The 16,542-nt window shown below is 66.7% G+C and carries 8 protein-coding genes; 5 read left to right on the top strand and 3 right to left on the bottom strand.

Annotation, left to right across the window (positions count from 1 at the left end):
• Positions 1-118: 118 nt before the first annotated feature.
• Positions 119-2,461, bottom strand: a complete 2,343-nt coding sequence (locus IE187_RS17255; protein WP_189677267.1) for a glycoside hydrolase family 31 protein — start codon at positions 2,459-2,461, stop codon at positions 119-121.
• 681 nt (positions 2,462-3,142) lie between these two features.
• Between IE187_RS17255 and IE187_RS17260 the strand changes: the two genes are divergently transcribed.
• The 5 genes from IE187_RS17260 to IE187_RS17280 all read left to right on the top strand — a co-directional run bounded on the left by IE187_RS17260 (position 3,143) and on the right by IE187_RS17280 (position 12,599).
• Complete coding sequence (locus IE187_RS17260) at positions 3,143-5,443, top strand: TonB-dependent receptor (protein WP_229839475.1); 2,301 nt, start codon at positions 3,143-3,145, stop codon at positions 5,441-5,443.
• 72 nt (positions 5,444-5,515) lie between these two features.
• A complete protein-coding gene (locus IE187_RS17265; RefSeq protein WP_189677268.1) occupies positions 5,516-6,856 on the top strand; it encodes an alpha/beta hydrolase family protein in 1,341 nt (446 codons plus the stop codon).
• 59 nt (positions 6,857-6,915) lie between these two features.
• Complete coding sequence (gene uxuA / locus IE187_RS17270) at positions 6,916-8,118, top strand: mannonate dehydratase (protein WP_189677269.1); 1,203 nt, start codon at positions 6,916-6,918, stop codon at positions 8,116-8,118.
• 7 nt (positions 8,119-8,125) lie between these two features.
• Positions 8,126-10,024: a glycoside hydrolase family 2 protein gene (locus tag IE187_RS17275; RefSeq protein ID WP_189677455.1), complete on the top strand. Its 1,899-nt coding sequence runs from the start codon at positions 8,126-8,128 to the stop codon at positions 10,022-10,024.
• A 37-nt stretch (positions 10,025-10,061) separates the two neighbouring features.
• Entirely contained in the window at positions 10,062-12,599 is a 2,538-nt protein-coding gene (locus IE187_RS17280; RefSeq protein ID WP_229839476.1) for a beta-glucosidase family protein, read from the top strand.
• A 69-nt stretch (positions 12,600-12,668) separates the two neighbouring features.
• Here the strand turns inward: IE187_RS17280 and IE187_RS17285 are convergent, their stop codons facing one another.
• Positions 12,669-14,777, bottom strand: a complete 2,109-nt coding sequence (locus IE187_RS17285; protein WP_189677270.1) for a M3 family metallopeptidase — start codon at positions 14,775-14,777, stop codon at positions 12,669-12,671.
• Positions 14,778-14,860: 83 nt separating this feature from the next.
• Positions 14,861-16,276 (bottom strand): M20/M25/M40 family metallo-hydrolase, encoded by a 1,416-nt coding sequence (locus tag IE187_RS17290; RefSeq protein WP_189677271.1) that lies wholly within the window; start codon positions 16,274-16,276, stop codon positions 14,861-14,863.
• Positions 16,277-16,542: the final 266 nt, after the last annotated feature.

Consider the following 16,542-nt stretch of genomic DNA (forward strand, 5'->3'; position numbering starts at 1 on the left):
ACCCAGCCGACCGGTTCGGTCTCCGCCTCATTCTCGTCCAGCGTGCCGCTCAGGCACGGCGTCGCACCGCCGCCACGACCATCGGGTGGCGCATGAGATCGAAAGCGGGCTCCGGACGTTAGCGCCCGATCACCTTGACCAGCATGCCCGGATCCTGCCCGCTCGGCAGCTTGCCCGAGGCGGTCAGCCGGCGGGCGGCATCGTCCCAGCGCAATGTCGCGGTGCCGCCGCCCTTGCGATAGGCGTTGCTCACGCCGTCATCGTCGTACAGCGTGAAGCTGGTCGAGCGCCCGGGATAGACGCGGATGCTCTCGAGCGGCTGGCGCGTCGCGGTGCTGGGGACGTGCGCGCCCATCGGCACGATCGATCCGGCGCGGACGAACAGCGGGATCGTGTCGATCGGCGCGGCGGCGGTGATCGTCTGGCCACCAGTATGCCGCTTGTTGGTCCAGTAATCGTACCAGTCGGCGCCTGCCGGCAGATAGACCGGCCGGCTCGTCGCGCCCTGCTCGGTCACGGGTGCGACGAGGAAGGCGGGGCCGAACATATATTCGTCGCCCATGTCGTTGACCTTGGGGTCGTTCGGGAAATCCATGAACAGCGCGCGCATGAACGGCGCGCCGCTCTCATGGGTGTGATGCGCCATCGCATAGAGATACGGCACCAGCGCGTAGCGCAGCTTCAGATAGTGCGCGAGCACCGGCTCGGCCGCCTTGCCATACTCCCAGACCGCGGTCCTGGGCCGCTGACCGTGGATGCGCAGCGTCGGGGTGAAGGTGTTGTACTCGAACCAGCGCACGAACAGCTCGGGGTAATCGGCATAGCTCGGCGCCATCGTGGTCGCGCCGGCAGGATCGAGCAGCACGGGGTGCTCGGCCTTGGGGCCATTCGGATACTGCCAGCCGCCCGTGTCGCTGCTCCAGTACGCCATGCCCGACGCGGTGAAGTTGAGCCCGGTCGGGACCTGGCGCCTGAGTGCTTCCCAGGTCGCCTGAACGTCGGACGACCAGAACAGGCAGCCGTTGCGCTGCGTGCCGAGATAGGCGGCGCGGCACAGGATCAGGTTGCGGAAATCGGGCCGGTCCTTGGCCGATCCATCGGCGACGCTGGCGGTGTGCACGAGCGGGAAAAGATTGCGATAGCGATCGCCCGAGCCGATCGCGAACTGATGACCGTCGGGGACGAGGTCGGGCTCGGTCTCGTCGAGCCAGAACCAGTCGAAGCCCTGCGAGGCGATATTGTCGCGAATGCGATCCCAGAACCAGCCGCGCGCATCGGGATTGGTGCTGTCGAGCAGAGCGCCCGCGCGATCCGAGCGGATCGGCAGCCCGTCGACGACGCTGCCGTCGGAATCGTGCAGCAGCCAGCCCTTGGCGGCGAGCATGTTGAAGTAGCGCGACTCCTTCTCGAAACGCGGCCACACGCTGATGATGCTGCGCAGGCCGAGCCCCTTGAGCTGGGCGTTCATCCCCTTGGGGTCGGGGAAGAAGGTGCGATCGATGTCGAGCTGCCCCATCCGGGTCCAGTAGAACCAGTCCAGCACCATCACGTCGAGCGGATAGCCGCGGCTGCGATAGCCCTCCGCCACGGCGAGCAGTTCGGCCTGGCTCTCGTAGCGCGCCTTGCTCTGGATCAGCCCGAACGCGGCCTTTGGGGGGAGCGGCGTCCTGCCGGTCAGCCGGGCATAACCGGCATAAAGTTCGTCGGTGGTTGCGCCGGTGATGACGAAGAACGAGACGCGCTCGCCGACCTCGGATTGCCAGTGCGTGCTGTTGTGCAGCCCGGGCGACACCGTCGTCGCCGACGGGTTGTCCCACACGATGCCATAGCCCTTGTTGGTCACCATGAACGGCACGCAGACCGTCTCGCCCGCCGGCGCATCGTAATTGTGGCGGCAGTCGATCGTGCGACCGCGCAGGTCGAGCTTGCCGTCCTGGTTCTGGCCGAGCCCGTAATAATGCTCGTCGAGCGGGGCGGCAAAGCTCGCACCGACCTTGAAGGTCTTTTCGCCCGCAACGGTGTGCGGCGCCATTTCCCACCCGGTCATCTGCGTGATGCGGTGCCCGTCGGCGCCGTTCACGCTGATCGACACCGGCGGCAGCGACGGCGCGAAATAGCGCTCCATCTGGCTCGGCGCCTTGGGCCAGGGCTGCGCATCGACGGTGAGCGACAGCGCCGACGAGGCGAACACGTCGCCCGATGCGTCGGCGCGGTGGCTCCACCCCGATGCGTCGGGCGTGGCATTCGGGCCAGGCCCGGGCGCGGCCTCGGCGAGATCGCGGTCGAGCGCGATCGTCACGCGCACGATGTTGGGAGCATAGGGTTCGATCGCGACGCGACTGCCGTTACGGTCGATCGAGGCGAGCGGGCCGGCTTGCGCTGCAGCGAGCGGGATAAGGGCGATGACGGCGCCGCCGGCCAATTTGGCGAGTGCGCGTTTGCGTGCCGATACCCTTGCCATGTCGCGGTCCCCTGTGTCGCTGCGCAAGGCCGAAGCACGTGCGCCGCTTAGTTCGTTGCGTTCGCTACACTACATCGCTTCGCCGACACCGACGACCGTGCAATGCGACCATAGCCCTGACGACCATCTGCGGCGTGCCAATCGTGGTGGCAACCGCTTCGATGGTCGTTGATCGGGTGCTCCCGGCGCGTGCCCCTCACCGACGGCGTGACCGCAAGTCACGACCTCACGCTCACACCAACGCAGCCAAGGCCATGGTGAGGGCATGGAGGTCACCGACTGGCACCTCTTCGACTGCCTAGCCAGCTCGCTCCGCGCGGGACGGAACGAACGGCCCTTCGGCGCACTCCGATAAACTGCCCCAAAGCCGCTCGGTAGTCGCTGACTACCGTCCAGAATCGATGAAGCAACCGACACCTCGACTCGGCGGTCGTTGTGTCCATCGTCTGCCTAAAGTCTGCAATCGCGACAATTGGTCTGTTCAAATTTGTCCAGGCCGCCATCGGAGAATATCGTCTCCGATGGCAACAAAATCCTGAGTTTGCCTATAAAGCATGCACATAGCTGGACATACCATGATACTTGGCAACCCCTTGCATGTGGTCAGGCCATTTGATAGCTTTCGCTTCTAACGGGTCCGCAAACACCAAAGAAGTTGCGGTCCGATTTGGGGGGGACACCATGACGATCCTGTGCAATTCCGTGTGCCGTAACGCGTTGATCGCTGTAATGCTCGTCGGGGCCACGCCCGCTCTGGCACAAACCGCCGCGCCGGGCGCACTAACCCAACCATCGCAAAGCGCCCCAGGTGGCCCGACCAGTACCGTCGCACCCGACCCTGACAGCGCAACCGACATCATCGTCACCGCCAACAAACGCGCCGAGAACGTGCAGGACGTGCCGCTCGCGGTTTCGGTTCTGCAGCCTGCGCAGCTCCAGGCAGCGGGCGTACGCGAGTTTCAGGATCTTGGCCGAGTCGCCCCGTCGCTCGTCGTCCGCCCCGCCGAGCATCCGGTCAACGCCAATGTCTCGCTGCGCGGCGTTGGCACCTTCGCGTTCGGGATCGGCGTCGAGCCGAGCGTCGCCGTGCTGGTCGACGAAGTCCCGCTCGCATTCCAGGCACGCGCCTTTTCCGATCTGCCCGATGTTGAGCGGATCGAAGTGCTGCGCGGGCCACAGAGCACGCTTTACGGCAAGGCGGCGTCGGCCGGCCTGATCAATATCATCACCCGCAACCCGACACCCACCTTCCACGCCCGCGCCAACGCGCTGGTGACGAGCGATCAGGAATATGGCGGCAATTTCAGCCTGTCGGGGCCGATCAGCCCCGAGCTGGGCTACGTCTTTTCGGGCAGCTACAACTACTACGACGGCAACGTCCGTAACGTCTTCAACGGCAAGGACGTCAATGGCCGCCGCACGTTCAACACGCGCGGCAAGCTGCGCTGGAAGCCGAGCGACGACATCGCCATCACGCTGTCGGCCAACTATCTCAACGGCAAGACCGACGTCGGTCGTCCCTTCATCCGCGTCGCGCCCAACGCGCTGTTCCGCAACACTGCGGGGCTGACGCCAGCGGTGGTCTTCCCGGGCTTCACGCCGAGCACGCAGAACGACAAGATCAGCAACAATTACAACGCACGTACCAATTACGAAGGGTATGGCGGCTATCTGCGTGGCGAATTCGGGCTTGGCGATCTGACGCTGGTGTCGATTACCTCGTACGACAAGTTCCAGCTCAACGACTTCCTCGATCAGGACGATACCGCGCTGGCCGTGCCGATCGGCAGCAACGTCCAGATCGGCACGTTCAATTCGAAGCTGGTGACGCAGGAACTGCGGCTGCAGTCGCCGGGCGACAAGCCGTTCCGCTACACGATCGGCGCCTATTTCGCGAAGGTCGACTTCAACCGCCCGTTCTATCGCGGTCCGGCCTTCTCGCTCGCCAATTGGTACGCCACGTCGGCCTCGCGCCAGCTTGCGGGCTTCGTCCAGGCCGATTGGGAATTCCTGCCCAAGGCGACGCTGACCGGCGGGCTGCGTGTCCAGAACGAGAAGATCAACTACACCTTCCGCGACATCCAGAACGGCAACGCGTTCTTCAGCGGCGGTGCGGAAGATACCGCCGAGACGCACCGCGTCAGCCTGCGCTACGAATTCACGCCCGACGTGAGCGTGTTCGGGACCTATTCGACCGGGTACAAAGGCCAGACCTACGATCTGACCACCGGCTTCAACGCAAACCGTGCGCTCGCCGGGCCGATCAAGCCCGAGACCTCGCGCGACTTCGAATTGGGCCTGCGGACGCAGTTCCTCAATCGCCGCGTGACGCTCAACGCCACGGTGTTCGATACCAACTTCACCAACCTCCAGGCACAGGGCATCGAGACGCTGCCCGACGGCACGCAGAATTTCCGCCTCGCCAATGTCGGCAAGCTCAACACGCGCGGTGTCGAGGTCGAGAGCACGGCGCGGATCGGCCACGACGTGTCGATCAACGCCGCCGCGACCTATCTCGATGCGCGGATCAAATCGTTCCCGGTCGCGCAATGCTATATCGGGCAGACCGCGGCGCAGGGCTGCACCGGCACGCCAGCACGCCAAAATCTGGCCGGCGCGCGCGCGGCGCAGGCGCCCGAATGGAAGCTGTCGGCGGGTGCGGATTATTCGCCGGCAATCGGCGATACGCTGCGCGGCGTGGCGCAGATCAACTGGCAATATACCAGCACGGTCAACTATTCGCTGTCGCAGGATCCCGAGACGATCCAGAAGGCGTACAGCATCTTCAACATCGGCCTCGGCATCCGCGATGCCAACCGCCGCTGGGAACTGGTCGGCTTCGTCAACAATCTGTTCGACAAGCAATATTTCCCGGCACTGGTGAACACGGCGGGCAATTTCGGTGGTGCGCAGGCAACGCAGGCGATTTTGCCACGCGATTTCCGGCGTTATGGCGGGGTGCGGCTCGCGCTGAACTTCTGAAGGTCTGCGGGGGGCGGCCGTTGCCGCCCCCCGCCCGCGTTGCTGGCATCGAACTTGATCAGGGACCGTATGATGCAGCACAAGCTCAAGATCGCGCTCGCCGCGTGTGGCGCCGGGGCGCTCCTTACCAGCGCCGCCCCGGCCCAACGGGCACCTGCCGGAGAGGCGTCGGCGCAAACCGCACAAGCCCGGCCCGGCATCGATGCGCCCGAACTCGCGCGGCTTGGCGCGCATCCGGTCGGGGTCGCGGACGTGGAGTTCGTCCAGCCGGCACAGGCCGATCCGCTGACGGGCACAGTTGTACCGACGGTGGCTGACCGGCATCTCCCGCTCAAAATCTGGTATCCCGCCGCAGCAGCCGGACGCGGCACGCTCTATCGCACCGGCTTGCCGGGCGAAGACGGCCGCGACGTCGTCTTTGCCGTTGCGGGCATCGCCACCCCAGGCGCGCAGGCCGCGGCCGGTCGCTTCCCGCTCGTCATCCTCGCGCACGGCTACAGCAACACCCCCGAAGTGCTGTCCTGGCTCGGCGAGAACCTCGCGAGCAAGGGGTATCTCGTCGTCACCCCGGCGTTTCGCGATCCCTCGATCACGATCCGCACAGCGGCCGCCGCCGCCGGCCCGATCACGCGGCGCCCGCTCGACATCGCCTTCGTCGCGGCCGAGGCGCAGCGGCGCGCGACCGCCGGGCAAGGCCTGTTCGCCAGCGCCGACCCGACGCGGACCGCGCTGATCGGCTATTCGATGGGCGGTTACGGCGTGTTGACCGCGGCGGGCGCACCGCTCGATCCGGGGCTCGCGGCGGCGACGCGCGGCGTGCTCGCGCCGTATGTCGCGGGGGCCCGCGCGGCCGACACGCTCAAGGTCGCCAACCTGAAAGCCGTGGTGGCGATTTCCCCGGCAAGCGTGATCCGTGGCACGCCGCTCTGGGCCAAACCCGGCGTCGGCGCGCTCACGGCCCCGACGCTGTTCATCGTCGGCAGCCAGGACCGCACCGTCGGCTATGCGCCCGGCGTGCGCACGCTGTTCGACGAAGCCGTCCACGCGCCGCGCTATCTGCTCACCTTTCGCGAGGCCGGCCACAGCATCGGGTTGATCGCCGCGCCACCGGCGATGCAGCGCACCTTCTGGGACAAGGACTGGTTCGAGGATGCGGCGTGGCGCAAGGACCGGCTGCTTGCGGTCGAAGCGCATTTCATCACGGCGTTCCTCGACCGCTACGTCAAGGGCGACGCCGCAAAGGCCAGCTATCTCGACGGGCTGGTGCCAAATTCGAATGATGGCGTCTGGGCCGGCCTGACGCCCGGCCGCCACACCGAATACAGCCCCGGGCCGCCGGCCGCGACGCTGTGGAAGGGTTTCCAGCCGGGCAAGGCGGCGGGCATGAGCTTCGAATTCAAACCCGCTGGGTAGGCAAACACGATGAGGGCCACGCCGCACATCGGTGCAACGGCTCGGGAGCTAGTGCCTTCATGTTGATGACACAGACGATGCGCTGGTTCGGCCCCGAGGATCCGGTGTCGCTCCGCGATATCCGCCAGGCCGGCGCAAGCGAAGTGGTGACGGCGCTGCACGAGGTGGCGAATGGCGACGTCTGGCCGCGCGCCGCGATCGCCGCGCGCAAGACGATGATCGAACAAGCCGGGCTTGGCTGGAGTGTCGTCGAAAGCGTGCCGGTGCACGAGGCGATCAAGACGCGCGGGCCCGACTGCGACCGCCTGATCGCGCACTATTGCGAGAGTCTGCGCAATCTGGCGGCGTGCGGGATCACGGTCGTCACCTACAATTTCATGCCGCTGCTCGACTGGACTCGCACCGATCTGGCCTGGGCAATGCCCGATGGCGCGCTCGCGCTGCGCTTCGAGCTCGAGGCGGTCGCGACCTACGACATCCACATCCTGCGCCGTCCCGGTGCCGAGGGCGATTACGCGCCCGCGCTTGTCGATGCCGCAAGCCGCCGCTTTGCGGCGATGGACGACACGGCGCGCACCGCACTGGCGCGGACGATCGTTGCCGGGCTGCCGGGCAGCGAGGAGAGCTTCACCGAGGCCGAATTCCTCGCGGCGATCGACACCTATGCCGAGATCGGGCCCGACCAGTTACGCGCCAACCACATCGCCTTTCTCCAAGCCGTCTGCCCCGTCGCCGAAGAAGTCGGCGTGCAGCTGGTCGTCCATCCCGACGACCCGCCCTTCCCGATCTTCGGCCTGCCGCGCACCATCAGCACCGAGGCCGATGTCGCCGACCTGTTCGCGCGCGTGCCGAGCCGCGCCAACGGGCTGTGCTTCTGCGCGGGCTCGTTCGGTGTTCGCGCGGACAACGATCTGCCGGGGATGGTCGATCGGCTCGGCGACCGGATCGGCTTCCTCCATTTGCGATCGGTCCAGCGCGAGCCCGATGGTGCCTTCCACGAAGCCCCGCACCTCGAAGGCGATGCCAACATGGCGGCGATCGTCGGCGCGGTGCACCGGCTGCAGCAACGGCTCGGACGCTCGATCCCGATGCGCCCCGATCACGGGCACCAGATGCTCGACGATCTGACCAAGCGCACCAACCCGGGCTATTCGCTGCTCGGCCGGATGCGCGGGCTCGCCGAATTGCGTGGGCTAGAACGCGGCATCGCCTTCGCGCGCGCCGACGCCGCAAATCCACAGATCACCACAGAGGAACGCTGACGTGCAGATGACTCGCAAGATTCGGTATTTGGTGGCGGCGGTGCTCGTCGGTGCGGCGCCGGTCGCGGCGCAGGAGGTTGCGCCGCAGCCGCTGACGCTGGCGACGGTCAAGACCAGTCCGCTGCTCGCCTCGGCCGACATGCGCGACGGGGTCGATCTGTCGGGGCCGTGGCATTATTCGATCGACCCGTTCCGCTCGGGGCTGGCCGGCTTCCACGGCGAAGTGCCGGGGCTGTCGCAGCAACGCTATCTCGATCTCGACGTCGGCAAGGCGATGCGCGACGACAATCGCGCGCTGTTCGAGTTCGACCTGCCGCACTCGCCCGTCACCACCCTGCCCTCGTCGTGGCTCACCGAGGCGCCCGAGCTGCGCCATTATCAGGGACTGATGTGGTATCAGCGCAGCTTCCCCGCGCCGGCGCAGCGCAAGGGACGCAGCTTCCTCCGCTTCGGTGCCGCCAATTACGCGACCGTCGTCTATCTCAACGGCAAGCCGCTCGGGCGCCATGAAGGCGGCTTCACGCCCTTCGCGTTCGACGTCACCGGACTGCTGCGCGACGGCGACAACCAGATCACCGTCGGAGTCGATTCCCAAGCGACCGCGGCCACCGTGCCGCCGCCCGTCACCGACTGGGAGAATTACGGCGGCATCACGCGCGCCGTGCGGCTGATCTCGACGCCCGACACCTATGTCGACGACGCCTGGGTGCGCATGACGCGCGATGGCAAGCTGGCGGTCGAGGCGCATCTGCGCGGCCCGCAGGCCGGCGACCAGCCACTCCATCTGCGCATCGCCAAGCTCGGGCTCGATCTGGCGGGCCGCACCGATGCGAAGGGCAATTGGCGCGCGACCGTCGCCGCGCCGCGCGCGCTGATCCGCTGGTCGCCCGAACGCCCGCAGCTCTACGACGTGACGATCGCCGCCGGGGCCGACACGTGGCGCGATCGGATCGGCTTCCGCACGATCGAAGTGCGCGGCACCGACATCCTGCTCAACGGCAAACCGATCTTCCTGCGCGGCATCTCGCTCCACGAGGAGGAGATCGGCACCGAGCCGACCCGCGCCATCACCCAGGCGGCGGCACGTGCGCTGCTCGGCGAGATCAAGGACGGGTTGCACGGCAACTATGTCCGGCTGTCGCACTATCCGCATTCCGAGGTGATGACGCGGATGGCCGACGAGATGGGCCTGATCGTGTGGAGCGAAGTGCCGGTCTACTGGCTCGTCGCCTGGTCCAACCCCGACACGCTGGCGACGGCGCGCAACATGGTGGCGGAAAACATCCTGCGCGACCGCAACCGCGCCTCGATCGCGATCTGGAGCGTCGCCAACGAAACCCCGGTGACCGATGCGCGCAACACCTTCCTGCGCACGCTCGTCAGCGACGTACGCGCGCTCGACGACACGCGCCTCGTTAGCGCGGCGCTGCTGGTCGAACGCTCGCAGGGCCCGACCGGACCGGTGATGACGATGGCCGATCCGCTCGCCGACGTGCTCGATGTGCTGGCGATCAACACCTATAACGGCTGGTACACGCCCGACCGGCTTGCCGACGTGCCCGGCATCAGCTGGCGCGTACCCGCCGGCAAGCCGCTGGTCTTTTCCGAATTCGGCGCCGATGCCCGCGCCGGCTTCCACGACATCGGTGCCGCGCCGCAGAAATTCTCCGAGGAATTCCAGGCCGACTTCTACCGCGCGACGCTGGCGATGGCCGATCGCGTGCCGACGCTGCGCGGCATGTCGCCGTGGATCCTCAAGGATTTCCGCTCGCCGCGGCGGCAAAACCCCGACTTCCAGCAGGGCTGGAACCGCAAGGGGCTGATCTCGGAAACGGGCGAGCGCAAGCAGGCGTTCGGCGTGCTGGCGACCTATTACGACGCCAAGGCGACACCCCCCGCGAAGTGACGAGGCCGCGCGAAGCGGCCCTACAGGAGAGCAGAGCATGACCATCCGCACCGCGCGCATCGCCCATTTCGCAGGAGTGGCGGCGCTGGCGCTGGGCCTTCCCGGTCCGACGTACGCTGCGACGCCACACCCGTGGATGGCGCGCGCCACGGTTGCAAAACAAGCCGCCGCGCGCGCGGATGCGGCCAAGGAGGCGATCGCCCGGTCGCGTGCGCGTCAGCTCGTCGCGGCGATGACGCTCGCGCAGAAGCTCCAGCAATTGACCGGCAGCGAACCGTCGGTCCTCCCCGAACTGCCCGAATGCTTCGGCGCGCGCCACGTCACGGGGATTGCCGCGCTCGCCATCCCGACCTTTCGCATCACCAACGGCCCGGTCGGGGTCGGCCAGAACGACTGCGTCTCGCGCGACGTCGAAAAGGCGCGCGCAGTGCCGGGCGCGCCGTTCTTTCTCCCGTATTCGCACCCTAGCTCGGCGCACGCGACCGCGCTCCCGTCGGGCATGGCGGTGGCGGCCTCGTTCGACCCGCGCGTTGCGGCCGACTTCGGCGGCGTCATCGCGACCGAGATGAACAACCTTGCGCTGCACGTCTTCGAAGCGCCGGGGATGAACCTCGCGCGCTTGCCGATCCTCGGCCGCAACTTCGAATATTTCGGCGAGGATCCGTATCTCGCCGGCACGATGGCGGTCGCCGAGACCAAGGCGGTGCAGTCGGCCGGAATCATCGCGATGGCGAAGCATTTCGTCGCCAACGAGCAGGAAACCAACCGGATGACGATCCGCGAGACCGTCGACGACCAAGTCCTGCGCGAACTGTATCTGCTCCCGTTCGAAATGAGCGTGAAGGACGGCAAAGTCGCCGCGATCATGTGTTCGTACAATTATCTCAACGGCCTGCAGGCGTGCGCCAACAAGGCGATGCTGACCGGCGTGCTGCGCGACGACTGGAACTTCAGCGGCTACGTCCAGACCGATTTCTTCGCGCTGAAGAACACGGTGCCGTCGCTCGAAGCAGGCACCGATCACGAAATGCCGACGCCGCTCTACTGGTCGCCTGACAAGATCAGCGCGGCACTCGGCCAGCACAGCCTGGCGATCGGCCAGATCGATACCGCGCTCGAACGGCGCTATACGCAGATGTTCAAGGCGGGGATCTTCGACCGCAAGCTCGTCCAGACGCCGATCGATTTCGTCGCCGGCGGGAAAGCCGCGCGGGCGATCGGCACGCGCGCGGCGGTGCTGCTGCAGAATAACGGCGCATTGCCGCTGTCGCCGACCGCGCGCAGCATCGCGCTCGTCGGCAAGGCGTCGCAACCCTATGCGCAGCAAGCGATCGCCGGCGGCTCGATCCTCGGCAAGGCGATGGGCGCAGGCGGCGGGAGCTCCGACGTGGTGCCCGACTACACCGTGGCCCCGATCGACGGCATCCGCACCGCGTTGCGCGAGCTCGGGCGCGGCGAGGCGGTGGTCAAGCTGGTGCTGATCGACGATGCCAATGCCAGCGCGACGATCGACGGGGTTTCGGTCCCGTTCGCCAAGGCGCTCGAGACGATCGGCGCGTCGGATTCGGTCGTCGTGATGGCCGGCACCAATGCCGAGGAAGGCGCCGATCGCGCGACCTTTGCCGACAAGGACGGGCACCAATTGGCGGCGAACGCGGCGGCGGGCCTGTCGCTCGACTGGTACGTCGCCAAGCCGAGCGCGATCGCCACGACCGATCCCGCGGGCAATACCGCCAAGTCGAGCCAGACCGGGGCGATGCTGCAGGCGATCCTCGCTGCGCGCTCGACCACCGGCGTTGCGATGCCGGCAAAGACCGTGCTCGTGCTCAAGGACAATGCCAGCGTCGCGATGGACCCGGCGTTGCTCGGGAGCCACGGCCCCGCGATCCTCGAAACGTGGTTTCCCGGCCAGGAAGACGGCAACATCGTCGCCGATCTACTGTTCGGCCGGGTCGATCCGGTCGGCCGGCTGCCGGTCACCTTCCCCGTCGCGGGCAAGGGATTTCTCGATACCATCGCTGCCGATCAATTCCCCGGCGTGCGCGATCCGGGCGGCTCGTTCCAGGCCGTCCAATATAGCGAGAAGCTCGCCATCGGCTATCGCTGGTACGACGCCAATCCGCTCGGGAAATGCGCGCCGGTCGGCGGGGTGAACCCCTGCGTGGCGTTCGCGTTCGGCCACGGCTTGTCCTACACCCGCTTCGCGACATCGGCACCGAAACTCGCCACCGACGCCGCGACGGGCCGCTACCGCGTCTCGCTCAGTGTCAGGAACACAGGGCAGCGTTCGGGGTCCGAGGTCGTCCAGGCGTATGTCTCGCTCCCCGAGAGTGCGGATCGGCTGGGCGTCAAACAGCCGCCGAAGCGTCTCGTCGGGTTCGGGCGCGTCACGGTCGCGCCCGGCGCGACGCAGAGCGTGACGATCACGATCGATCCCGCCGCCAGCCATCATCCGCTCGGCGTCTGGAACAGCGCGGAGCATCGCTGGGTGATCGCGTCGGGTCGCTACACGGTGTGGGTCGGCACGTCGGCGTCGCCGGCCAGCCTCGTCGAAGCGGGCCAGTTCGTTCGATAGGCCCCGGCGCGTGCCCGCTCGGAAGTCGGCGGTCGCTCGCCGGCGGCGGTCGGCCGCCGGCGATGCCGCTTAGGGGGTCTTCGGGTCGAGGCCATGCTTGCGCAGCAGCGGCGCGACTTGCGGGTCGTGTCCCGTCATTGCGCGGAACATGACCGAGTAATCCTCGGTATGGCCGCGCGACAGCACCAGGTCGCGGATGCGCTGTCCGTTCGCGCGCGTCATCCCGCCATGCTGGACGAACCAGTCGTAGACATTCTGCTGGATCATGTCGGTCCACAGATAGGCGTAATAGCCCGCCGCATAGCCCGAGCCCCAGATGTGCGCGAAATAGCTGGAGCGATAGCGCGGCGGCACATGCGCCACGTCGAGCCCGGTCGCGCCGAGCGCCTTGGCCTCGAACGCATCGACGTCGCCCGGCACCGCGGTCGCCGGGACCGAATGCCACGCCATGTCGAGTTGCGCCGCCGCCAGCGTCTCGCCGAAGCTGTAGCCCTGGTTGAACGTCTCGGCGCGCTTGATCTTGTCGACCAGCGCCTGGGGCATCGCCGCCCCGGTCTGATAATGATGCGCATAATGCGCGAGCACGCGCGGCTCGAGCGCCCAATGCTCGTTGAACTGCGACGGGAATTCGACGAAATCGCGCGCCACCGCGGTGCCTGAGAGCGTCGGATAGGTCTGGTTCGCGAACAGCCCGTGCAACCCGTGGCCGAATTCGTGGAACATCGTCCGCACGTCGCTGAACGTCACCAGCCCCGGCTGGCCGGCCGCCGGCTTGGTGAAATTGGCGGTGTTCGAGATGACCGGCTTGGTTCCGAAGATCTTCGCCTGCCGAACGAAGCTGTTCATCCACGCGCCACCCGACTTGTTGTCGCGCTTCCAGTAATCGAAATAGGCGAGCCCGAGCGGCTTGCCGTTTTCCTCGAACACTTCGTAGACGCGAATGTCGGGATGATAGGTCGGAATGTCGCTGCGCCGCTTGAAGGTCAGCCCATAAAGCTGGTTGGCGGCGTAGAAGATTCCGTTTTCGAGCACGTTCCAGATCTCGAGATACGGCTTGGTCTCGTTGAGATCGAGGTCGAACTTCGCCTTGCGGACCTTCTCGGCGTACAATTCCCAATCCCACGGCTCGAGCTTGAAGCCTCCCTTCTCCGCATCGATCGCTTGCTGAAGCTCGCCGACCTGTGCCGCCTGCGCAGCAGCGGTCGGAGCATCGAGCGCATCGAGGAAGCCGCGCGCCGTGTCGGCGGTCTTGGCCATCTGCTCCGCCAGCGAATAATCCGCCCAGGTCTTGTAACCGAGCAGATTGGCCTTGCGCGTGCGCAGCGCGATCAGCTGGAGGATCGCGGCGCGCGTGTCGTTGGCGTCGCCCTTTTGCGTGCGCGTCCAGCTCTGGTCGAACAGCGCCTTGCGCGTCGCTCGGTCGCTCAGCGCCTCGAGCGCCGGCTGGCCCGTCGTGTTCTGGAGCGGCAGGAGATACTTGCCCGGCAGCTTGCGCTCGGTGGCGTCGCGCGCTGCCGACTGGACCTCGCCCGCCGACATCCCGGCGAGCTTGGCCGGATCGTCGACCACCAGCGCCCCGGCCTTGGTACCCGCGAGCAAGCGCTGGCGGAACGCGATGCCGGCCATCGAGATCTGCTTGTTGAGATCGCGCAGCGTGGTTTGATCGGCCGCCGACAATTGCGCGCCGGCGCGCACGAAGTTCGTATAGTATTCCTCGACCAGCATCGCTTGCTCGGCATCCAGCTTGAGCGACGCCTTGCGGTCGTACAAATTCTTGACGCGGGCAAACAGCTTGGGATCGAGGAAGATCGTGTCGCCATAGGCGGCGAGCTTCGGTGCCAGGACGGCTTGCGCGGCCTGTAGCGTCGGATTGGTGTTTGCCTGCGCGACTTGTCCGAACGCAGCTTGCGCGCGCGCGAGCATCTGCCCCTGCCGTTCCATCGCGACGATCGTGTTGTCGAAGGTCGGCGCGGCGGGATTATCGGCGATGGCGCGCACTTCGGCGAGGCTTTCGGCGATCCCCTGCTCGATCGCCGGCTGGTAATCGCCGTCCCGGATCTTGTCGAACGGCGGCGCCTGATACGGCAGCGAGCTGCGCTGCGCGAAGGGATTTTCGGCCTGGGCGGGCGCGAAGCCGATCACCGCGACAACGGTAGCAAGCAGGAAAACATGGCGCATCTTCAGTCCTTTCGGGATGCGGCGAGCCTAGCGAAGGCAGCCGCAGCGTGTCGACCCCGGGCGATCATCCCGCCCGGCGTTGCTCAGCCGGCATAGGCCTTGATCAGATCGAACAGATAATCGCGGCCCGAATAGACCGCCTTGACGATCGCGCGCTCGTTGAGACCGTGCGTGCCGTTGCCGTCAGGGTCGCCGTACGTGCCCGGCGGGCCATAGACCGGGATGCCGATCGCCTCAAAGAAGATGCCGTCGGTCGCGCCGGTCGACATCATCGGGCTGAGCGGCACGCCGGGATAGTATTTGGCGAGCAGCGTCCGAGCGGGCTCGACGATTTTCGGGTCGAGCGGCACTGGCTTGGCGACTGGCCCGCGGCTGTCGGTCTGCTTTACGGTGAGTGCGGGATCGGCGATGACGGCAGCGATCTGGTCGCGCACCGCGTCGGGCGAAACGCCGGGGAATATCCGGCAGTTGATGTTCGCGCCGGCACGCTGTGGCAGCGCGTTATTGGCATGGCCGCCGTCGAGCAGTGTGGCGACGCAGGTCGTGCGCAGCATCGAATGATAGCTCTTGTCGGTGTCGACCGTTGCCAGCGCCGCGGTGTCGGCGGGATTGGCGGCAAGCGCGATCATCGCACGCCCCATAGCGTCGCCGCGCGCGGCGCCGGCGGTGCGGAAATAGGCCTTGGTCGTGTCGGTCATCATCACGGGGAAATCATAGGCGCGCAGCCGGACCATCGCGTCGGACAGCTGGTAGATCGCGTTTTCCTTGACCGGTGCCGAGCTGTGCCCGCCCGGATTGGTCGCCTCGACGCGGTAGTTGATCGCGGTCTTCTCGCCGACATGGAGCGTCGAGATGACGAGCTTGCCATGCCCGTCGCTGCGCCCGCCGCCGCCTTCGTTGAGCGCGAATTCGGCAGCGATCAGCTCTGGCTTGTTTGCCGCGAGCCACGACGCGCCGTTGAACGCCCAGCTCGTCTCCTCCCCACACGTCAAGGCAAGCTTGATCGTGCGCTTGGGCTGGTATCCCTGCTGTTTGAAGCGGATCAGGCTATCGACCCAGATCGCGTCGAGCGCCTTCATGTCGGCGGTGCCACGGCCATAGAAATAGCCGTTTTCCTCGATCAGCGTGTACGGATCGCGCACCCAATCCTCGCGCTTGGCGACGACCACGTCGATATGGCCGAGCAGCAGCATCGGCTTGACGCTCTTCGAGCTGCCCGGATAGACGACGACCAGCCCGCCTTCCTTGGGATGATCGGGCACCGAGAAGGGCGTGATCTGTGCGTCGGCGAAGCCCGCCGCCTTGAAGCGCGCGGCAATCTTGCCGGCAAGCGCGGTGCAGCTGCCCGTCGTGATGCTGGTGTCGGTTTCGACCATTTCCTTGTAGAGCGCGCGGAACGCCTGCTGGTCGGGCCGCAGCGTTTGCGCCGCGCCGGGCTCCGCCGCAAACAGGCTCGTCAGCGTCGCCAGACCGATGGCGATCGTCGCGGCATTCTTCATCGTGCTTCCCCGTGTCTGGCGTCCCTTGGCGCACACTATGCGCAGACAAAGGGCAATCGGGAAGCCTTGGCGGAGCGATCTTTTACGCGGGCGCGGATCGGTCCGCGGCGGTGTCCCCCCGCCCCCGCGGCGTTTCGATGCCGAAGCTGCGGCCTGGCTGCATCGCCCCGCTCGACGCGCGCGTCGCGGACAAATTCCCGACGTTTTCCCCGGCGTCCCAACACTTCCGCAACACTGCGTTACAAATGCGGCCGATGCGCGTTGAT

The organism is Sphingomonas glacialis (assembly GCF_014653575.1).
Lineage (GTDB): Bacteria > Pseudomonadota > Alphaproteobacteria > Sphingomonadales > Sphingomonadaceae > Sphingomonas > Sphingomonas glacialis.